Genomic DNA, 19,519 nt, shown 5'->3' with positions numbered 1-19,519 from the left:
ATACGCTCGACGCACGATGATGAACAACCTGACCCCCCTGGAGCCGAAGGCCGACAAGGCCACGGTCAGACGGCACAACCTCAGTCTGGTCCTGAGAGCCGTGCACGACGCGGGGGAGGCGACCCGGGCCGGGATCGCCACGCACGTCGGGCTGACCCGCGCCGCGGTGTCGTCCCTGGTGGAGCAGTTGCTGGAGTACGGCTTCGTCACCGAGTGGGGCAAGACCAGCAGCGGCCAGGTGGGCCGGCCCGGCACCGTCCTGAAGGTGTCCCGGTCGGGTCCGGCGGGTCTGGGCGTCGAGATCAACATCGACTACGTCACCGTGTGCGTGGTCGACCTCGCCGGCACCGACCGGGTGCGCCTCGTGGAGCACCACGACAACCGCGGGGTCCAGCCCTCCGAGGTGCTGGCGCGCGCGGCCCGGCTCGCGGCCCGCGCCGTCGGCTCGGCGGCCGAGCAGGACCTCGCACCGGCCGGCGTCCACGTCGCGCTGCCCGGACTGGTGACCGGCGGCACCGTCCGCCAGGCACCCAACCTCGGATGGCAGCGGGTCGCCGTCGAGGGCCTGTTCGCGCAGGCGCTCCTGGCCCTGCGACCCGCCCACCGCCCGCTGCCGGTCAGCTCCGACAACGAGGCCAACGCCGCCGCGCTCGCCGAGCTGTGGTTCGGGGCGGGCACCGCGGGAGTGCGCAGCTTCCTCTATCTGACGGGCGAGATCGGCATCGGCGGCGCGCTGGTCCTCCGGGGCGAGCTGCTGCGCGGCGCGCACGGCTTCGCCGGGGAGATCGGGCACATGGTCGTCGACCCGGACGGTCCGCTGTGCCGGTGCGGGGCCCGCGGCTGCCTGGAGCAGTACGCCGGTCAGGCCGCCCTGCTGAAGGCCGCGGGCATCGACGCGGGCACCGGCGTGCGGGGCGTCGCCGAACTCGAACGCCGGGCGCGGCGGGGCGAGCCGTCCGCGCTGGCGGCGATCGAACGGGCGGGACGGCAGCTGGGCGTCGTGGTGTCGGGTGCGGTGAACCTCTTCGATCCCGAAGCGGTGATGCTCGGCGGTGTCTACCGGGAGCTGATGGACTGGCTGGCGCCCGCCGTCGACCGCGAACTCGCCCTGCGGGTGGTCTCCGGGCTGTGGACCGAGGACGGGAAGCGGCTGCGGGCCGCCTCGTCCCTCGGCGACGCGGCCCGGGGCGCGGCCGGAGCGATCGTCCGCGAGGTGCTCGCGGACCCGGCCGGGCACGCGGAACGCGGCGCGGGCTGAAACGGGGAGGGGGCCGCCCGGCTGCCCGGCGGCCCCCTCCCCGCGGTGTCTCACCCGCGGTGCGCGGCGATCAGCTCCCGGTACCAGCGGTAGCTGTCCTTCGGCGTGCGCTCCTGCGTGCCGTAGTCGACCCGCACGATGCCGAAGCGCTTGTCGTAGCCGAACGCCCACTCGAAGTTGTCCAGCAGCGACCACACGTAGTAGCCCCGCACGTCCACGCCCGCGTCCATCGCCGCCCGCAGGGCCGTGAGGTGGTCGCGCAGGTAGGCGACCCGGTCCGTGTCGTGCACCGCGCCGTCCGCGGCGACCGTGTCGTCCTCCGCCGAGCCGTTCTCCGTGATGTGGACCGGCGGCAGCGCGTCACCGTACTGCTTCTTCAGCTGCACGAGCAGGTCGGTGAAGCTGCCGGGGACGACCGGCCAGCCCATCGCCGTGTGCCGCACGCCGGGCAGCCGCACCTCCTCGTAGCGGTTGTCCGTCGCCACCCTGAGCGCCGGGTCCGCCTCGCGGTACGGGGCGTCGGCGACCACGATCGGCCGGTAGTAGTTGATGCCGAGGAAGTCCAGCGGCTGGGAGATCAGCTCCAGGTCGCCGTCCCGCCGGAAGTCCTCGCCGGTGATCAGCTCGCCGAAGGTCTCCTCCTCCGTCGCCGGGTACCGGCCCGCCAGGAGCGGCTCGGTCCACACCAGGTTGTGCTGGGTGTCGGCGCGGACCACGGCCGCCAGGTCGGCGGGGGAGTCGGTGGCCGGCAGGTTGCGGTCCAGGTTGAGCGTGATGCCGGCCTCCCGCACCCCGGCCGCCCGCAGTGCCCGGACCGCCAGACCGTGGCCGACCAGCAGGTGGTGGACGGCGGCCAGGGCGCCGCGGCCCTCCTTGGCGCCGGGGGCGTGGCGGCCGATGGAGTAGCCGAGGAAGGAGCTGCACCACGGCTCGTTCAGCGTGATCCAGCGCGGCACGCGGTCGCCCAGGTGCTCGGCGACCACGGCCGTGTACTCGGCGAACCGCTCCGCCGTCTCCCGCACCCGCCAGCCGCCGCGGTCCTCCAGCGCCTGCGGCAGGTCCCAGTGGTAGAGGGTGGCGGCCGGCTCGATGCCGGCCTCCAGCAGCTCGTCGACGAGGCGGGAGTAGAAGTCCAGCCCCTTGCCGTTCACCGCGCCCGACCCGTCGGGCACGATGCGCGGCCAGGCGATCGAGAAGCGGTACGAGTCCACGCCCAGGTCGCGCAGCAGCGCCACGTCCTCCCGGTAGCGGTGGTAGTGGTCGCAGGCCACGTCACCGGTGTCGCCGTTGGCCGTCAGACCGGGGGTGTGGCTGTAGGTGTCCCAGATCGACGGCCCGCGGCCGTCCTCCCGTGCCGCGCCCTCGATCTGGTACGAGGCGGTCGCGGCGCCGAAGACGAAGCCGGGCGGGAAGCCGGGGAAGTCACTCATGCGGAAGAGCCCATCTCCAGGTGCGGTGGTCACTTGACGGAACCGCCGGTGATGCCGGCGGCGATGTACTTCTGGGCGAGGACGAGCAGGATCGCCGCGGGGACGGCGGACAGCACGGAGGCGGCCATCACCGAGCCCCAGTCGCCGACGTGCGCGCCGATGTACTGGTAGATGCCCAGCGTGACCGGCTTGACCTCGTCGGTGGTGTTCAGGGTGAGCGCGAACATGAAGTCGCTCCACGAGAACAGGAAGGCGAACAGGCCCGAGGTGATGAGGGAGTTGCGGCTCATCGGCAGGACCACCCGCAGGAACGTCCGGACCGGTCCGGCGCCGTCCATCTGCGCGGCCTCGATCACCTCGCCGGGGATCGACACCATGAAGGACCGCATGAGGACGATGGAGAACGGGATGCCGAGCGAGGCGTCCGCCAGCATCAGGCCGAAGTAGGAGTTGACCAGGCCCAGGTCGACGTAGGAGTTGTAGAGCGCGTTGGCGATGACGATGCCCGGCACCATCTGGGTGATCAGCGTCCCGAACACGATGGTGCGCGAGCCGCGCAGCCCGAACCGCGCCAGCCCGTACGCCGCGGGCGCCGCGATCGCCAGGCAGATGACGACCGCGCCGAGCGAGACGGCCAGCGAGGTCAGCAGATGGCCGCCCTGGTCACTGAGCGCCTTGGAGAAGCCGGACAGGTCCACGCCGCCCGGCACCGGGTCGACCTCGAGCAGCCCCGACTCGGGCTGGAGCGCGGTGTTGAGCATCCAGTACAGCGGGAACAGCATCACGCACAGGACGAGCACACCGGCGACGGTGGAGCCCCAGCGGCGCCGGGACCCGGGGGGAGTCTGAGGAGCCATCGTCGGTCACTTCCCTTCGGAGCGGTTGGCCCGCAGGTAGAACACCGCGAACACGGCGGAGATCAGGATCAGTACGTTGCCGACGACCGCGCCCGCGCCGAAGTCGAGCTGGACGAACGAGTTCTGGTAGGTGAGCGTGCCCAGGGTCTGGGTGGAGTCGGCGGGGCCGCCGTCGGTCAGGGCGAGGATCAGGTCGAGGATCTTGACCGTCGACATGAAGCCGAGCACGAGCACGACGGTGATGACGGGCCTGAGCATGGGCAGCGTCACGGAGCGGAAGGTCCGCCAGGCGGAGGCACCGTCCAGGGAGGCCGCCTCGTGCAGCTCCTTCGGGATCTCCTGGAGACCGCCGTACAGGATGACCATGTTGAACGGGATGCCGATCCAGATGTTGACCAGGATGACGGACAGCAGCGCCATGTCCGGACTGGTCAGCCACGGCGTGTGGCCGCCGAGCCCGAGGGTGTCCAGGAACGAGTTGAGCACGCCCGTGTCCTGGTCGAGGATGCGCCGCCAGACGATGCCGGACACCACCATGGGCACCAGCCAGGGCAGCAGGATCAGCGAGCGCAGCACGCCGTTCAGCGGGAAGCGCCGGCTGAAGAACACCGCGAGTGCCAGACCGATGCAGAACTGGCCGAGCAGTGAGCCCGCGGTGAACACGAGCGTGTGCCACAGCGCCTTGCCGAAGAGGGCGTCGTGGAAGACGGTGGACCAGTTGTCGGTGCCGTTGAAGGGCGCCTCACCGGTGAAGAACGTCTTCGGCGTGTAGTGCTGGAAGCTCATCACGACGTTGCGGACGAGCGGGTAGCCGAAGAACAGCAGCATGAAGACGACGGCGGGGGCGACGAAGCCCCACTGGGAGAGCCTGCGCCGGCGCCCGGCCCGGGCGGGGTCCGGCGCGGCCGGTGCGGACGCCCCGGCGGGTGTCTGTGCGGTGACGGTGGACGTGGTCATGGGTGCGCTCCCTCAGTTCCCGCTCGTGGCCCGCTGCTGGGCGCGCTTCAGTGCGGCCTCGCTGGACTGGCCGGTCAGGGCGGACTGGAAGGCGCTCTGCAGGGCGAGCGACACCCCCGACCAGCCGGCGCCGAGCTTGGCGGTCCGGGACCGGGCGGTGGCGACCTGGTCGGCGAGGGCGTCCAGCTCGGGCACCCGCTCGCGCCACACGGCCGCGGCCTTGGCGTTCGCCGGGACCATCCAGCTGTTGAGCGCGTAGGTCAGCTGCTCCTTCTGGCCGGCCAGGCAGGCGACGATCCTACCGGCCGTCCTCTCGCGCGCCGCGTCGCCCGTCCTCGGCACGGTGAGCACCGCGCCACCCAGTGGTCCCACCGAGTCGTCACCGGCCTCGGGCACCGGAATCCGCGCGATGCCCCAGTGCAGCGACTTGTCGGTGTTGAGGGTCTCCACCTGCCACGGGCCGTTGATCATCATCGCCGCGTTGCCGGCCATGAACTGGTCGTTGACGTCGGCCTGGGTCCAGTTGACCGTCGACTTCGACAGCGAACCGTCCTTCAGCAGGCTCTTCCAGTAGTCGAGCGCCCCGGCGACCTGCGGGCTGTCCAGCTTCGTCTCGTCGCCGCCGTTGGACCACATGAACGGCGTGAACTGGAAGACGCCGTCCTCCGCGCCGCCCGCGCTGAGCGCCAGACCGTACCGCTTGCCCCGCGTGAGCGTCCTGGCGGCCTCGCGCAGCTCGGCCCAGGTGGCGGGCACCCGGACACCCGCCTTGTCCAGCACGTCCTTGTTGTAGAAGAGGGCGAGCGTGTTCACGGAGCGGGCCGCGCCGTAGTACGTCCCCTCGTACGAGCCGAAGTCGACGATGCCGTCGGGGATGTCCTTCGTGCTCAGCCCGAGCGTGCGGAGGTCGACGAGGCCGCCGGCGTCGGCGAACGTGGGCATCTCGGAGGCGTCGAACTGGACGATGTCCGGCAGTGACTTGGACGACGCCATGCGCAGCGCCTTCGTCATCACCTGCGCCGCGGGGACGCTCTGCTGCTCGATGGTGACGCCCAGCTGCTCCCCGCAGCGGGCCATCGCCTCCGCGTCCCAGCGGTGGTACGACTCGTCGGTCGAGGAGTTCATCACGGTGTACACATCGGCGTCGCGCTGCTGCCCGCAGCCGGTCAGTGCCGTTCCGGCGACCAGGACGGAGACGGCGGCGAGCGGGACGACGGCTCTGCGTGAGCGTTCGCGCCCGCGGTGCGCGGCGTTGAAGCGCTTCGACATCATGCGGCCCTTGCTGTCGTACGATCCGGCTTCCTTGCCGGACTGTTTTGTTTGTTGTGATGACTAATACGTCAGAGGCGGGCCGCGGCGCTAGGGGTAGACGGCCTCCATCTCGTTCTTCCGCCGCGTGAAGGCGTCGTTCTTTTACGTGATCGCACCTGATCAGAGCGACAAAGGCCGACCGGGGGCCTCGGTTTCCGGATTTGTTCTGTGTACGATCAAAACGCTGTGGGACGGCCTCCGCGCACCCACTCGACCGTTCCCGCCCCATCCAAGGAAGATCATGAAGTTCACCGACGGCTTCTGGCTCATCCGCGAGGGCGTGCACCTGTCGTACGCCACCGAGGTACGCGCTGTACGCACCGAATCGAAGCGCTTCACCGCCCATGCCGCCGTGAAGAAGGTGACGCGGCGCGGCGACACGCTCAACGCCCCGCTCCTCACGGTCGAGTGCTTCTCCCCCGTCGAGGGCGTCATCGGCGTGCGGGTCACCCACCACGCGGGCAAGCACCGCCCGGGCCCCGACTTCGCCCTCACGGAAACCCCCGACGGCGCCGGCGCGGTGCGCGAGGACGGCACGGTCACCGAGCTGACCAGCGGCCCGCTGACCCTGCGCCTGGACAGCGCCGGCCCCTGGGGCCTCACCTTCCACGACGCCGACGGCCGCGAACTGACCCACGCGAACGCCAAGAGCACCGCGTTCGCCACGACCGGCGACGGCGCGCACCACATGCTGAGCCGGCTGGCGCTCGGCGTCGGCGAGCAGATCTACGGGCTCGGTGAGCGCTTCACCCCGTTCGTGAAGAACGGCCAGGTCGTCGACATCTGGCAGGCGGACGGCGGCACCAGCAGCGAGCAGGCCTACAAGAACATCCCGTTCTACCTCTCCTCACGGGGCTACGGCGTCTTCGTCAACCACCCCGGCGCGGTCTCCTTCGAGGTCGGCTCGGAGTCCGTCGGGCAGGTGCAGTTCAGCGTCGAGGACCAGACGCTGGAGTACTACGTCGTCGCCGGCCCCACCCCCAAGGACGTCCTCACCCGCTACACCGCCCTCACCGGACGCCCCGCCCTGCCGCCCGCCTGGTCCTTCGGCCTGTGGCTCACCACGTCCTTCACCACGTCCTACGACGAGCGGACGGTGACGTCGTTCGTCGACGGCATGGCCGAGCGCGGCATCCCGCTGACCGTGTTCCACTTCGACTGCTTCTGGATGCGCGAGTACCAGTGGTGCGACTTCCAGTGGGACCCGGAGGTCTTCCCCGACCCGGAGGGCATGCTCGCCCGGCTCAAGGCACGCGGGCTGAAGGTCAGCGTCTGGATCAACCCCTACATCGCCCAGAAGTCACCGCTCTTCGACGAGGCCGCCGCCCTCGGGCACCTGGTGCGCCGGCCGAACGGCGACATCTGGCAGTGGGACCTGTGGCAGGCCGGGATGGGCCTGGTCGACTTCACCAGTCCGGCCGCCCGCGACTGGTTCGCCGGCAAGCTCAAGCCGCTGCTCGACCAGGGCGTGGACTGCTTCAAGACCGACTTCGGCGAGCGTGTCCCCACCGACGTGGTCTGGCACGACGGGTCCGACCCGGAGCGGATGCACAACTACTACACCCACCTGTTCAACCGGACCGTCTTCGAACTCCTCGAGAAGGAACGCGGGCAGGGCGAGGCCGTTCTCTTCGCCCGCTCCGCGACCGCGGGCGGCCAGCAGTACCCCGTCCACTGGGGCGGCGACTGCTGGTCCTCCTTCGAGGCGATGGCCGAGTCGCTCCGGGGCGGCCTGTCCCTGTCCCTGAGCGGCTTCGGCTTCTGGAGCCACGACATCGGCGGCTTCGAGGGCACGCCCGACCCGGCGGTCTTCAAGCGCTGGCTGGCCTTCGGCCTGCTCTCCTCGCACAGCCGCCTGCACGGCTCCTCGTCGTACCGGGTGCCGTGGGAGTTCGGCGACGAGGCCGTCGACGTGGCCCGCCGCTTCACCCTGCTCAAGCACCGTCTGATGCCCTACCTGTACGGGGCCGCCGCCGAGGCCCACCGGACCGGCGTGCCGGTGATGCGGCCCATGGTCCTGGAGTTCCCGCACGATCCCGGCTGCCGCCCGCTGGACCGCCAGTACATGCTCGGCCCCGACCTCCTGGTTGCCCCGGTCTTCACGGAGGACGGCGAGGTCGAGGTGTACCTCCCCGAGGGCACCTGGACGCACCTGCTGTCCGGCGAGCGCGTCACCGGCCCGGCGTGGCGCACCGAACGGCACGGCTACGACAGCCTCCCGCTGTACGTCCGCGAGGGCGCCGTCCTGCCGCTGGCCTCGGACGACCGGTGCCCCGACGGCGACTGGCTGGACGCCCCGGTGCTGCTGGTGCACCCCACCGCCGCGCCCGGGTACACCGCCGAGGTCACCGTGCCCGACCTGCTGGGCGCCCCGGCCGCGACCTTCAGCGTCCGGCGCGACGGCGACGTCCTGCGGGTCACCGCGAGCGGGACCGGGCGTCCGTTCACTGTGCGCGTCGCGGGCGGGGAGAGCGCCCAGGGCAGCGGCGAGGTGAGCGTGCCCCTGGCGTGAGCGACGGTCAGCGGGGGAGGCCGCCCAGCGCCGTCAGCAGCCGGTCCACGTCGTCCGTGCTGCTGTACGGCGCGAGACCGACCCGGACGCCGCCCTCGTCGCCCAGCCCCAGGTGACGGGAGGCCTCCACCGCGTAGAAGGACCCGGCGGGGGCGTCGACCCCCCGCTCGGCCAGCAGGCGGTAGACCTCGGCCGGGCGCAGGCCCGCCACGGTGAACAGCAGGGTCGGCGTGCGCCGCGCGGCCCGCGAGTACACCGTGATCCCGCCGAGCTCGGACAGCCCCCGCTCGATGCGGCCCCGCAGGGAGTCCTCGTGGGCCTCCAGCGCCGCGAAGGACGCGGCCAGCCGCTCCCGCCGGCCGCCGGAGGTGTCCGGCGCGAGGTCCGCGAGGAAGTCCACCGCGGCGCGGGCACCGGCCAGCAGCTCGTACGGCAGCGTGCCCAGCTCGAAGCGCTCGGGGACGGCGTCGCTCGAGGGCAGCAGCTTGTCCGGGTGCAGGGTCTCCAGGAACTCGGGCCGGGCCGCCAGCACGCCGAGGTGCGGGCCGAGGAACTTGTACGGCGAGCACACCAGCGTGTCCGCGCCGAGCGAGGCCAGGTCGACGGCGGCGTGCGAGGCGTAGTGCACGGCGTCGACGTGCAGCAGTGCCCCCACGCCGTGCGCGAGCCGGGCGACGGCCGGCAGGTCGGGCATGGTGCCGATGAGGTTGGACGCGGCCGTGACCGCGACCAGCCGGGTGCGCGGGGACAGCACCGCCCCGATGTGCTCGGGCAGCAGTTCCCCGGTGGCCGGGTCGAAGTCGGCCCACCGCACGGTCGCCCCGGCCGCCCGGGCCGCCTGCGTCCACGGCCGGATGTTGGAGTCGTGGTCGAGGCGGGTGACGACCACCTCGTCACCGGGCCCCCACGTCCTGGCGAGGGTCCGGGACAGGTCGTACGCCAGCTGCGTGGCGCTCCGCCCGAAGACCACGCCGCGCGGATCGGCACCGAGCAGGTCGCCCAGGGCGGCGCGGGCACCGGTGACGATGCCGTCCGCGTTGCGCTCGCCCTCGGTGGTCCGCCCCCGGTTGGCCAGCGGGGCGGCCAGGGCCTCCGCGACGGCGTCGATGACGGGCTGCGGGGTCTGGGTGCCGCCGGGCGCGTCGAAGCGGGCGGTGCCGGACTTGAGGGCGGGTATCTGCGCGCGGATCGCGTCGATGTCGAGGGCCATGTGCACTCCAACCGGTGGCGGGGACTCCCGTCATGATCGCAGCCGGGCGGCGGCCGGAACAGATCCGCGGGGCGGACGGGGCGGCAGGTCAGGACTCGGCGTCGGCCTGGCTCCTCTCGCGGCCGCCCGGGTGGCGGTGCCGCCAGGTCCAGAACACCGCGCAGGACAGCAGCGCCCACCCGCCCAGCACCAGGTACGGGAACAGGTGCTGGTGGCCCTGGAAGTACACGGCCGTGTGCTGCGCGTTGACCGAGCCGCCCGGCGGCAGCCACCGGCCGATCTCGCCCAGCGGGGACGGCAGCAGCGGCCAGGACACCGCGCCGCCGGACGAGGGATTGCCGAGCAGCACCATGAGGCCCCAGGTCGGCAGCATCGCCCACCGCCCGACCAGGGTGTTGAACATCGTGAACACCATGCCGCTGGTGAACAGGGTGAGCGCCAGGATCGACCACGACTGCACGAACGGCAGGTCGAGCGCGCCCAGCAGCCAGTCCACGGTCGCGGCGATGGCGAACCCGCCGAGCAGCGCGTAGGCGATCGTGAAGAGGATGCGTTCGAACGGGGTCAGGGAACGGGCGTGCACGCTGAGCTGGATCGCCCCGACGAAGCCGATGATCACGGCGGCCAGGGAGATGTAGAAGATCGCCAGTCCGCGCGGGTCGCCCTCCTGGAGGGGATTGATGTCCCGGACGGTGACCGCGACCCCGGTCTTCTTCCCCACCGCCGGGGCGGTCTGCTCCAGCACCTCGGCGACGGAGGCGCCCGACGCGCTGGACAGGTCGAGCACGGCCGTCCGCCCGTAGTCGTGCAGTTCGAAGATCCCGAAGACCTTCTGGTCCTCGATCGCGTCGCGCGCCGCGGCGGTGGTGTCGTAGGGGTGCAGCCTCACCGAGGCGTTCAGCGCCTGCTCCAGGCCGTCCAGGAAGGCCTTGCCGCGTCCCTGGTCGTACGGGCCGACCACGGCCGTCGGGATCGAGTGCGGCGTCGGGTTCGCCATGGAGTAGGTGTACGAGCCCGCGAAGAGTCCGGCCGCCGCCGCGAGGATGAGCACCAGCACGGTGGCCGGCCAGAATGGCGACTGCCGGAACGTGGACCACTTCTGACCGCGCGTCGGCGGCTGGGCACGGGCGCCGTGGGAATCGGAGGGCATGTGGGCCATAACGGGACACTTTCACAGCGGAGGTGAAAGAGCGGCGAGGCGCTTCGGCGGCGGGCGCGGGGCGACCGCGGGTGCGGTACGGGCCGGCCCCGGACGGAGGACGTCCGGGGCCGGCCGGCCCCTCGGCGGTCGGTCAGACGTGCACGAGAGGCGTGTCGACGAGGTGCTCCGCGAGGAACCAGGCCTGGAGCTCGTTGGTCCGCACGACCTCGGAGACCAGGAGGTCGTTCGTGCCGTCGTCGCCGAGTTCCTGGGTGCGGGCCGCGGCGTCGTGGCAGTCGGTGAGGATCAGCTCGTGCGCCTCCAGCAGCCGCGAGAGCATCGCCGGGACCTCCTCCACGCCGTCCGGCGGGCGCGGCACCGTGGTGATCTCCGCGACGTGCCGGGGGTCGCCGATCGCCACGCCGCCGAGCGTCTGGACGCGCTCCGCGACGGTGTCGATCAGCTCCAGCTGCTCCCCGGCGTGCTTGTCCAGCAGCAGGTGGAGTTGGTAGAACGTCGCCCCGCGCATGAGCCAGTGATACTTCTTGTACAGATCGTGCAGGATGCGGGTGTCCGCCAGGACCTTGTTGAGCCGCTGGCACGAGTAGAGGCGGGTCTCCATGGACATCGCCACGGGGAACTGCTTGACGGTGCCGAACTCCTGGATGGTCCGGCCTCTCTGGTGCAGCCAGGGCTGGCTGCCGTCGGAGCTCTGCTGCTGTGCCGACGGCTTCGGGGTGCTCACGCCTGTACTCCTTCCGGAGAAGAGCTGAAGGGTCCGCACCGGCGCGGTGCGACCGGCTCGCCCCCCGCGACAGTCGACCAGCCGCCCGCCGGTCCCGCAAACGCTGGGACCCGGTCAGGTCTCCCGTCCGCGGCTCCCGCGAGGGCTTGTGGGGTGCTTCCTCCGCGATCTAGGGTGCGCCGGAGGGCAAGCGCTTTCTAAGCCTTCGGGAGTGTCCGCGAGGGCGCACCCGCGGCCCGGAGCGCGGGCCGTCCGCCGCCGTCAGAGGAGGACCGCATGTCCCCACCACCCGCCCGCCGCCGCGTCGCCGTGGTCGGTACCGGCGCCGTCGTCACCGGCGGCCACCTGCCCGCGCTCGCGGCCCACGCCGACCGCGTGGAGCTGGTCGCCGCCGTCGACGTGGACCGGGCCCGGCTCGACGCCTTCCGGCGGGCCGCGGGCGGTGACGTCGCCGGCTTCACCTCGACGGGCGCCATGCTGGACGAGGTCCGCCCCGACCTGGTGCTCGTCGGCACACCGCCGTCCCTGCACCGGGAGCAGGCGGTGGCGGCGCTCGAGGCCGGGGCCTGGGTGCTGTGCGAGAAGCCGCTGTGCCTGTCCCTCGCCGAGTACGACGACATCGCGGCGGCGGAGGAGGCGTCCGGGGCCTACGCCTCCGTGATCCTCCAGCACCGGTACGGCTCCGGCGCCGCGCACGCCCGGGAGCTGATCGCGAGCGGCGAGCTCGGCGCCCCGCTGGTCGCGCACTGCCAGACCACCTGGCACCGCGACGCCGCCTACTACGCGACGCCCTGGCGCGGGCGCTGGGCCACCGAGGGCGGCGGCCCGACGATGGGCCACGGCATCCACCAGTACGACCTGCTGCTGCACCTGCTGGGGCCCTGGCGGGAGATCCGGGCCATGGCCGCGCGCCTGGTCCACGACACCGAGAGCGAGGACGTCTCCACGGCCCTGGTGCGCTTCGCGAACGGCGCCCTCGCCACCGTCGTCAACAGCGTGCTCTCCCCGGACGAGGTGAGCCGTGTCCGCGTCGACTGCGCCGACGCCACCGTGGAGCTCACCCACCTGTACGGGCACCGCAACGAGGACTGGACCTACACTCCGGCCCGGCACGTGGACCCCGCGCGCGCCGCTGCCTGGCGCACCCCGGCGGCGGACGTGCCGAGCTCGCACACCGCGCAACTCGGCGCCGTGCTGGACGCCTGGGACGCGGGGGCGAGACCGCCCGGCAGCGGTGCCGAGGCCCGGGGGACGCTGGAGTTCGCCGCCGCCCTGTACAAGGCGGCGTTCACCGGCCGGCCGGTGAACGCGGGCGACATCGGTCCCGGCGACCCGTTCCACCCGGCCATGCACGGCGGCCACCCCGGCTGGGCCCCCGGGGGGCGCGCATGAGCACCCTGCGCGTCGGTCACACCCTCGGCGACCACATCGCGGTCACGGCGGCGAACGGCACCGAGATCCTCCGCTACGTCTACCGCCCCGATCCCGAGGCCTTCGAGTCCCGCAAGCCCTACGCCCATCCCGTGCGCACTCTCGCCGGGCACACGGTCACCGGCTACCGGCCGAACGACCACCGCTGGCACAAGGGCGTGCAGATGACGGCCAGTCACCTCTCCGGCCAGAACTTCTGGGGCGGCAACTCCTACGTCCACGGCGAGGGCTACCTGCCGCTGCCCGAGCGCGTCGGCGCCATGCGGCACGACGGCTTCCCGGACCTCACGGCCGGGGACGACCGGCTCGACGTCACCGAACACCTGACCTGGGTCGAGAACGGCGGTGCCGAGTGGGCCCGGGAGGAACGCGGGCTCGCCGTCCACTCGGTCGACGAGGAGGCCGGCGCCTGGTCCCTGGACTGGTCGATCCGCCTCACCAACATCCGGGCCGAGCCGCTGGTCTTCGGCTCGCCGACCACAGCGGGCCGGGAGATGGCGGGCTACACCGGCCTCCAGTGGCGCGGCCCCCGCGACTTCACCGGCGGCACCGTCTTCGCTCCGGACGCCGGTGCCGGCGCCGAGAGGCTGATGGGCACGCAGGGCCCGTGGCTCGCCTTCACCGCGGAGCGCGACGGGAGCGACGGCCACTCGACGCTCGTCTTCGCGCACGCGCCGGAGAACCTGGACGGCGGGAGCGCGATCCACCCCTCGCACTGGTTCGTGCGGGCCACGCCGGTGCCGACGGTCGCGTTCTCCTGGGCGTTCTTCGAGGAGTTCGCGCTGCCGCCCGGTGAGTCCTTCGCCTACCGCTACCGCCTGGTGATCGCCGACGGGGCGTGGGACGCCGGCCGGGTCGGCGCCCACCTGGACGGCCTCCCGTGGTGAACGCCTCCGCCGGGCGCGGCGCGTCGAGGGCGCCCGCGCCCAAGAGTTAACGACCCGTTAGGGACGCGGGGGTGTGAAGAAGTGGCCGTGATGCGCATCATCTTGACATGAACCTGCGGTCCGAGGGGCGGGCCGCACCCTCATGGAGGTGTGGAATGCGCCGCAGACTTGCCACCGGACTCGCCGCCTCGGCCCTGGCCGTGACCACCGTGGTCGCCACCGCCGCGACCGCCGACGCCGCTCCCGCCGACAAATCGCAGGTGCTCGCGAGCTGGACCCAGACCAGCGCGTCGAGCTACAACGCCTGGACCGCCGCCCGGGCGAACAGGTCCGCCTGGAGCGCGTACGGATTCGACTGGTCGACGGACTACTGTTCGAGCTCGCCCGACAACCCGTTCGGCTTCCCCTTCAGCACCTCCTGCGCACGGCACGACTTCGGCTACCGCAACTACAAGGCCGCGGGCACCTTCAGCGCGAACAAGTCGCGCGTCGACAGCGCCTTCTACGAGGACCTCAAGCGCGTCTGCGCCGGGTACGGCGGGGGCACGAAGACCGCCTGCAACAGCACGGCGTGGACGTACTACCAGGCGGTGAAGGCCTTCGGCTGACGGGTGCCTCCCGAACACGGGCAGACCATCAGCTGATGCCCGCACCCGTGCCGGCTGACAGTCTGTGCGCATGCACGCCTTCGACGTGCGCGCAGCCCCCGTGCGCCACCGGTGCCCCGGGTCGCTCGCCGACGGAAGGGCGGCTTCGGGGCCGGTCGGCGAGTTCGCTCAGGAGGTATTCACCCGTGATCGATGAGACGCACCAGATCGACTCCGTGCGCCGGCAGGTCGGCCGGCGTGCCGGCAGGGCGGGTGAGGCCCGCGTCCTGACGGTGGGCCGGACGTACGACACCCCCCTCGACGACCTGTGGGCCGCCTGCACCGATCCCCGGCGCATCCCGCAGTGGTTCCTGCCCGTCTCCGGCGATCTGCGGCAGGGCGGGCGGTACCAGCTCGAGGGGAACGCGGGCGGCACGATCGAGACCTGCGACCCGCCCAGGAGTTTCGCCGCGACCTGGGAGTACGGTGAGGAGGTCAGCTGGATCGAGCTGCGGCTGACGCCCGGGGAGGGGGGCACCCGCTTCGAGCTGGAGTACCTGGCCCATGTCGACGACGAGCGGTGGGCCGGGTTCGGTCCGGGCGCGGTGGGCATCGGCTGGGACCTGATGCTCGTCGGCCTCACGCTGTACCTGTCGAGCGGCGGCACGCCGGTGGACCCCCAGGAGGTCGCGGAGTGGTCGGCCTCGGAGGCCGGGCGCCGGTTCGTGCTCTCCAGCGGCGAGGCCTGGTACGGGGCCGACGTGGCGAGCGGTACGGATCCCGCGTCGGCGCGCGTGCGGGCGGATCGCACCGCCGCCTTCTACACGGGCGGCGCCACCGAGTAGACCGTCCGCAGACCGGGCACCGGAAGCGCCGCGGCCACCGCCAGCGCGGTGGCCGCCCCGGCGATGCCGAGGACGGCGCCCGCCACCACGTCGCCCGGATAGTGCACACCGGTGTGGACGCGGGAGTATCCGACGGCGGTCGCCAGCGCACCGAGGGGCGCGGCGGCCGCCGGCAGGACGACGCCGACCGCCGTGGCGAAGGCGACCGCCGAGGCCGTGTGACCGGACGGGAACGAGGCCGACGCGGGCATGGGCACGTATCGGTCGACGCTCACGCGGGCCGCCTCCCGGTCGGGCCGGGGCCGGCGCACCAGGCGCTTGCCCAGCAGGTTCGCGGCCGTGGACGTCACGGCCACCGCACCGACCCCGACGAGCGCCGCGCCACGGGCCCGCGCCCCGCCCAGGGCGAGGGCGGCGGCGATCCCGAGCGAGATCCTCGAATGGTCGGCGGCGCGGGACAGCCGTCGCAGGAACCGGTCCAGCGTGGGCGTGTACGTGGCGGCCACCGCCGCGTACAGCGCGCCGTCCACCGCCCGCAGATCGCCGAGCACGGCGGCGAGGGCGCGGCCGGGGGACCGCGCCGGCCCCGCGTCCGGTGCGAGCGGTCCGCCGGTGTCCCCGCCGGCGTCGGTCGGTTCGGTCATGGGCTCCTGCTCCGTGAGGTGTCGGGGGGCATGTGCGGGGTCCCCCCCCCGCGTCCGGTTCACGGTGCCGTCCGTGCGGCCCGCGGCCGTCCGTCGCGTCCGCCGCGGGATCCGTCCGCCGGACCAGCCTCGTCCGTGTCCTGCCGTACGGCGCCCCGGCGGCACCCGTCCGGGCGACGGTGCGCGCCCCACAGCGGCCCGGGGGCCTGGCCTGGCACGCGGAAACGGGGCGGGGGCGGACCCCGGGGCCCGCCCCCACCCCGCGCGCGGGCGGCTCAGCCCGCGGCCCTGAACCCGCGCAGTCGCAGACTGTTGCCGACGACGAAGACGGAGGAGAAGGCCATGGCCGCCCCGGCGATCATCGGGTTGAGGAGTCCGGCGGCGGCGAGGGGGAGTGCGGCGATGTTGTAGGCGAAGGCCCAGAAGAGGTTGGACCTGATGGTGCCGAGGGTCCTGCGGGCCAGCCGGATGGCGTCGGCGGCGGCCCGCAGATCGCCCCGGACGAGGGTCAGGTCGCCGGCCTCGATGGCGGCGTCCGTGCCGGTGCCCATGGCCAGCCCCAGATCGGCCTGGGCGAGCGCGGCGGCGTCGTTGACCCCGTCGCCGACCATCGCGACCGAACGGCCCTCGCCCTGGAGGCGCTTGACGACGTCGACCTTGTCCTGCGGCATGACCTCCGCGACGACGTGCTCCTGGTCGATGCCGACCTCGCGGGCGACGGAGGCGGCCACGGCCCGGTTGTCGCCGGTCAGCAGGACCGGGGTGAGGCCCAGGGCCCGCAGCCGCGTGATGGCCTCGGCGCTGGTGTCCTTGACCGCGTCGGCGACCTCGAGGACCGCCCGGGCCTCGCCGTCCCAGGCCACGGCGATCGCCGTGCGGCCGGCCGTCTCCGCGTCGGCCTTGGCGCGGGCCAGGTCCGCCGGCAGGCTCATGGCCCACTCGGCGAGCAGCTGCTCGCGGCCGACGAGGACCGCGTGGCCGTCGACGACGCCCTGCACGCCGAGCCCGGCGACGTTCGCGAAGTCCTCGGGCGCCGGCAGGGTGCCCAGCTTCTCGAGGGCGCCGTCGGCGACGGCGCGGGCGATCGGGTGCTCGGAGGAGTGCTCCAGGGCGCCCGCGAGCCGCAGTACGTCGGACTCCTCGGTGCCGGCGGCGGTGTGCACGGCGAGCAGGGTCATGCGGCCGGTGGTGACCGTGCCGGTCTTGTCCAGCACGATCGTGTCGACCTTGCGGGTGGACTCCAGGACCTCGGGGCCCTTGATGAGGATGCCGAGCTGGGCGCCGCGCCCGGTGCCGACCATCAGCGCGGTCGGTGTGGCCAGGCCCAGGGCGCAGGGGCAGGCGATGATCAGGACGGCGACGGCGGCGGTGAAGGCGGCGGTCGGCCCGGCGCCGTTGCCGATCCAGAAGCCGAGCGTGGCCAGCGCCAGGGCGATGACGACCGGCACGAAGACGCCGGAGACGCGGTCGGCGAGCCGCTGGGCGGCGGCCTTGCCGTTCTGCGCGTCCTCGACCAGCTTCGCCATGCGCGCCAGCTGGGTGTCGGCGCCGACCCGCGTCGCCTCGACCACCAGCCGGCCCCCGGCGTTCAGGGTGGCCCCGGTGACGTTGTCGCCCACGCCGACCTCGACCGGCACGGACTCGCCGGTGAGCATCGACGCGTCCACGGCCGAGGCGCCCTCCACGACCGTGCCGTCGGTGGCGATCTTCTCGCCCGGACGCACCAGGAAGCGGTCACCGGCCTTCAGATCGCCGACCGGGATCCGCTCCTCACGGCCCTCCCTGATCACGGTGACGTCCTTCGCCCCCAGCTCCAGCAGCGCCTTCAGCGCGGCGCCGGCCTTCCGCTTGGATCGGGCCTCGAAGTAGCGCCCGGCCAGGATGAACGCCGTCACTCCGGCGGCGGCCTCCAGGTAGATGTTCCCGGAACCGTCGCTGCGGGCGATGGTCAGCTCGAAGGGGTGCGTCATGCCGGGCGTGCCCGCGCTGCCGAGGAACAGCGCCCACAGCGACCACAGGAACGCGGCCGAGGTGCCGACCGAGATCAGCGTGTCCATGGTGGCCGCACCGTGCCGGGCGTTGGTGAACGCGGCCCGGTGGAACGGCCAGGCGGCGTAGGTGACCACGGGCGCCGCCAGGGTCAGCGACAGCCACTGCCAGTACTCGAACTGCAGGGCCGGCACCATCGCCATCGCGATGACCGGAACGGCCAGCAGGACCGCGGTGACCAGCCGCTGCCGCAGTGGCCGCAGCCCGTCCTCCTCGTCCCCCGCCGCGTCCGGCGCTGGCTCGTCCCGGACCGGCTGCGGCTCGCGGGCCGTGTAACCGGTCGCCTCGACGGTGGCGATCAGCTCGGGGACGGACACCCCCTCCGCGAAGCTGACCCTGGCCTTCTCCGTCGCGTAGTTGACGGACGCCGTGACCCCGTCCATCCGGTTCAGCTTCTTCTCGATCCGGGCGGCGCACGAGGCACAGGTCATCCCGCCGATGGCGAGTTCCACCTCGGTCGGTGCACTGGTCGTACTGGTGGTCATGACTGCTCCTGACGCGGGGTCGTCGAGGGCGCCCCGGGAAGTGCGCCCGCCGACAACTTTTATACCCCAGGGGGGTATGCGTCAACCCTCGGTCGAGCGCTTGACTGACTACCCCCTGGGGGTATTGTGAAGTGCATGAAGAGGCGTCCATCAATGCGGGCGCCGGGGAATCGAGGAGACGACCGCCATGAGCACGGGACTCAGTACCGGACTGCGGATCACCGCGTTCACCGCCGTCCTGGCCGCGACCTTCGGCACGGCGTACGGCGTGGGCCGGGTCGTCGATCCGGTCGTCGCGGACGCCCCGCCCGTCTCTCACGAGCGACACCCGGGCGAGCCGCCGGCGGATCCGGGAGGGGACGGCGGCCACCCGGGCGGCCACGAGGGCGAGCCGGCCGGCGGCCTGGGGATCTCCGAGGGCGGCTACACGCTCGACCTCGCCACTCCGCGCGTCACCGCCGGTCAGCGAACCGAGCTGCGCTTCACCGTCCGCGACGACGACGGCCGGGCCGTCACCGCGTACCAGCGGGAGCACGACAAGGAGCTCCATCTCATCGTCGCCTCACGTGATCTGGCCACCTACCGCCACCTGCACCCCACCCGCGCCGCCGACGGCAGCTGGACCACCCCCGTCGACCTGCCCGAGGCGGGCGGGTACCGCGTTTTCGCCGACTTCACCCCGGCGAAGAAGGGCGCCGGGAACCTCACCCTCGGCGCGGACCTCGCGGCCGGCGGCGCCTACCGGCCCGCGCTACTTCCCGAGCCGAACACCACCGCCTCGGCCGACGGCTACCGGGTCGCCCTCACCGGCACCCTGAACCCCGGCAGGGCGGGCGAGCTGAGGCTGAGCGTCTCCCGGGGCGGGCGGCCCGTCACCGACCTCCAGCCCTACCTCGGCGCCTACGGCCACCTCGTGGCGCTGCGCTCCGGTGACCTCGCCTACCTCCACGTCCACCCGAACGGCGAGCCCGGCGACGGCAGCACGAAGCCCGGCCCGGACATCTCCTTCACGGCCACCGCGCCCAGCACCGGCACCTACCGTCTCTTCCTCGACTTCCGGCACGAGGGCAAGGTGCACACCGCGGCGTTCACCGTGAAGGCCGGCTCGGTCCCCGCCGGCCGGGAGACCGCCCCCGGGCACACCGACGGCCACGCCCACTGACAAGCCGC

The 19,519-nt window shown here is 72.8% G+C and carries 16 protein-coding genes; 7 read left to right on the top strand and 9 right to left on the bottom strand.

Annotated features, from left to right (window positions below):
* Positions 1 to 16 precede the first annotated feature (16 nt).
* A complete protein-coding gene (locus ACFWJB_RS22485) occupies positions 17 to 1,258 on the top strand; it encodes an ROK family protein (protein WP_386924298.1) in 1,242 nt (413 codons plus the stop codon).
* A gap of 50 nt (positions 1,259 to 1,308) precedes the next feature.
* Here the strand turns inward: ACFWJB_RS22485 and ACFWJB_RS22480 are convergent, their stop codons facing one another.
* From ACFWJB_RS22480 to ACFWJB_RS22465, 4 genes are read right to left on the bottom strand one after another with little or no spacing between them, the layout of a single operon-like run.
* Positions 1,309 to 2,688 (bottom strand): GH1 family beta-glucosidase, encoded by a 1,380-nt coding sequence (locus ACFWJB_RS22480; RefSeq protein WP_386924296.1) that lies wholly within the window; start codon positions 2,686 to 2,688, stop codon positions 1,309 to 1,311.
* Positions 2,689 to 2,717: 29 nt separating this feature from the next.
* A complete protein-coding gene (locus ACFWJB_RS22475; RefSeq protein ID WP_385470000.1) occupies positions 2,718 to 3,545 on the bottom strand; it encodes a carbohydrate ABC transporter permease in 828 nt (275 codons plus the stop codon).
* A 6-nt stretch (positions 3,546 to 3,551) separates the two neighbouring features.
* Complete coding sequence (locus ACFWJB_RS22470) at positions 3,552 to 4,502, bottom strand: carbohydrate ABC transporter permease (protein WP_385470002.1); 951 nt, start codon at positions 4,500 to 4,502, stop codon at positions 3,552 to 3,554.
* A 12-nt stretch (positions 4,503 to 4,514) separates the two neighbouring features.
* Positions 4,515 to 5,771: an ABC transporter substrate-binding protein gene (locus ACFWJB_RS22465; RefSeq protein ID WP_386924377.1), complete on the bottom strand. Its 1,257-nt coding sequence runs from the start codon at positions 5,769 to 5,771 to the stop codon at positions 4,515 to 4,517.
* A gap of 283 nt (positions 5,772 to 6,054) precedes the next feature.
* Between ACFWJB_RS22465 and yicI the strand changes: the two genes are divergently transcribed.
* Positions 6,055 to 8,325 carry an alpha-xylosidase gene (gene yicI / locus ACFWJB_RS22460; RefSeq protein ID WP_386924293.1) on the top strand — a complete coding sequence of 757 codons (2,271 nt, stop codon included), beginning with the start codon at positions 6,055 to 6,057 and terminating at the stop codon, positions 8,323 to 8,325.
* A gap of 7 nt (positions 8,326 to 8,332) precedes the next feature.
* Here the strand turns inward: yicI and ACFWJB_RS22455 are convergent, their stop codons facing one another.
* From ACFWJB_RS22455 to ACFWJB_RS22445, 3 genes are all read right to left on the bottom strand, one after another.
* Positions 8,333 to 9,535: a cysteine desulfurase-like protein gene (locus ACFWJB_RS22455; protein WP_386924291.1), complete on the bottom strand. Its 1,203-nt coding sequence runs from the start codon at positions 9,533 to 9,535 to the stop codon at positions 8,333 to 8,335.
* A gap of 88 nt (positions 9,536 to 9,623) precedes the next feature.
* Entirely contained in the window at positions 9,624 to 10,685 is a 1,062-nt protein-coding gene (locus ACFWJB_RS22450) for an ABC transporter permease (RefSeq protein WP_386924289.1), read from the bottom strand.
* 142 nt (positions 10,686 to 10,827) lie between these two features.
* A complete protein-coding gene (locus ACFWJB_RS22445; RefSeq protein ID WP_385470010.1) occupies positions 10,828 to 11,421 on the bottom strand; it encodes a Dps family protein in 594 nt (197 codons plus the stop codon).
* Positions 11,422 to 11,697: 276 nt separating this feature from the next.
* Here ACFWJB_RS22445 and ACFWJB_RS22440 point away from each other — a divergent pair, with 276 nt between their 5' ends.
* From ACFWJB_RS22440 to ACFWJB_RS22425, 4 genes are all read left to right on the top strand, one after another.
* Entirely contained in the window at positions 11,698 to 12,813 is a 1,116-nt protein-coding gene (locus ACFWJB_RS22440) for a Gfo/Idh/MocA family protein (RefSeq protein WP_386924287.1), read from the top strand.
* The gene (locus ACFWJB_RS22435) at positions 12,810 to 13,739 is read left to right on the top strand and encodes a PmoA family protein (RefSeq protein ID WP_385470014.1); all 930 of its coding nucleotides are present in this window, start codon (positions 12,810 to 12,812) and stop codon (positions 13,737 to 13,739) included. Before ACFWJB_RS22440 ends, ACFWJB_RS22435 begins: the two co-directional genes overlap by 4 nt.
* A 155-nt stretch (positions 13,740 to 13,894) precedes the next feature.
* Positions 13,895 to 14,347 carry a phospholipase gene (locus ACFWJB_RS22430; protein WP_386924285.1) on the top strand — a complete coding sequence of 151 codons (453 nt, stop codon included), beginning with the start codon at positions 13,895 to 13,897 and terminating at the stop codon, positions 14,345 to 14,347.
* A gap of 185 nt (positions 14,348 to 14,532) precedes the next feature.
* Positions 14,533 to 15,171 (top strand): SRPBCC family protein, encoded by a 639-nt coding sequence (locus ACFWJB_RS22425; protein WP_386924283.1) that lies wholly within the window; start codon positions 14,533 to 14,535, stop codon positions 15,169 to 15,171.
* Here the strand turns inward: ACFWJB_RS22425 and ACFWJB_RS22420 are convergent.
* Both ACFWJB_RS22420 and ACFWJB_RS22415 read right to left on the bottom strand, forming a co-directional pair.
* A complete protein-coding gene (locus ACFWJB_RS22420) occupies positions 15,147 to 15,815 on the bottom strand; it encodes a phosphatase PAP2 family protein (RefSeq protein WP_386924281.1) in 669 nt (222 codons plus the stop codon). The genes ACFWJB_RS22425 and ACFWJB_RS22420 overlap by 25 nt on opposite strands.
* Positions 15,816 to 16,090: 275 nt before the next feature.
* On the bottom strand, positions 16,091 to 18,349 hold the full coding sequence (locus ACFWJB_RS22415; RefSeq protein ID WP_386924279.1) for a heavy metal translocating P-type ATPase: 2,259 nt from the start codon (positions 18,347 to 18,349) through the stop codon (positions 16,091 to 16,093).
* A gap of 187 nt (positions 18,350 to 18,536) precedes the next feature.
* On the opposite strand from ACFWJB_RS22415, the gene ACFWJB_RS22410 reads away from it, so the two are divergent.
* Positions 18,537 to 19,511 carry a hypothetical protein gene (locus ACFWJB_RS22410; RefSeq protein ID WP_386924277.1) on the top strand — a complete coding sequence of 325 codons (975 nt, stop codon included), beginning with the start codon at positions 18,537 to 18,539 and terminating at the stop codon, positions 19,509 to 19,511.
* Positions 19,512 to 19,519 lie beyond the last annotated feature (8 nt).

Source organism: Streptomyces sp. NPDC127100 (genome assembly GCF_042724095.1).
Classification (GTDB): Bacteria; Actinomycetota; Actinomycetes; order Streptomycetales; family Streptomycetaceae; genus Streptomyces.
This window is presented reverse-complemented; position numbering and strand designations above follow the sequence as displayed.

Excerpts from the sequence above, each read along its gene's own strand:
- ACFWJB_RS22485 (WP_386924298.1), top strand. The coding sequence starts at position 17 with ATGATGAACAACCTGACCCCCCTGGAGCCGAAGGCCGACAAGGCCACG.
- ACFWJB_RS22480 (WP_386924296.1), bottom strand. The coding sequence starts at position 2,688 with ATGAGTGACTTCCCCGGCTTCCCGCCCGGCTTCGTCTTCGGCGCCGCG.
- ACFWJB_RS22475 (WP_385470000.1), bottom strand. The coding sequence starts at position 3,545 with ATGGCTCCTCAGACTCCCCCCGGGTCCCGGCGCCGCTGGGGCTCCACC.
- ACFWJB_RS22470 (WP_385470002.1), bottom strand. The coding sequence starts at position 4,502 with ATGACCACGTCCACCGTCACCGCACAGACACCCGCCGGGGCGTCCGCA.
- ACFWJB_RS22465 (WP_386924377.1), bottom strand. The coding sequence starts at position 5,771 with ATGTCGAAGCGCTTCAACGCCGCGCACCGCGGGCGCGAACGCTCACGC.
- yicI (WP_386924293.1), top strand. The coding sequence starts at position 6,055 with ATGAAGTTCACCGACGGCTTCTGGCTCATCCGCGAGGGCGTGCACCTG.
- ACFWJB_RS22455 (WP_386924291.1), bottom strand. The coding sequence starts at position 9,535 with ATGGCCCTCGACATCGACGCGATCCGCGCGCAGATACCCGCCCTCAAG.
- ACFWJB_RS22450 (WP_386924289.1), bottom strand. The coding sequence starts at position 10,685 with ATGCCCTCCGATTCCCACGGCGCCCGTGCCCAGCCGCCGACGCGCGGT.
- ACFWJB_RS22440 (WP_386924287.1), top strand. The coding sequence starts at position 11,698 with ATGTCCCCACCACCCGCCCGCCGCCGCGTCGCCGTGGTCGGTACCGGC.
- ACFWJB_RS22435 (WP_385470014.1), top strand. The coding sequence starts at position 12,810 with ATGAGCACCCTGCGCGTCGGTCACACCCTCGGCGACCACATCGCGGTC.
- ACFWJB_RS22430 (WP_386924285.1), top strand. The coding sequence starts at position 13,895 with ATGCGCCGCAGACTTGCCACCGGACTCGCCGCCTCGGCCCTGGCCGTG.
- ACFWJB_RS22420 (WP_386924281.1), bottom strand. The coding sequence starts at position 15,815 with ATGACCGAACCGACCGACGCCGGCGGGGACACCGGCGGACCGCTCGCA.
- ACFWJB_RS22415 (WP_386924279.1), bottom strand. The coding sequence starts at position 18,349 with ATGACCACCAGTACGACCAGTGCACCGACCGAGGTGGAACTCGCCATC.
- ACFWJB_RS22410 (WP_386924277.1), top strand. The coding sequence starts at position 18,537 with ATGAGCACGGGACTCAGTACCGGACTGCGGATCACCGCGTTCACCGCC.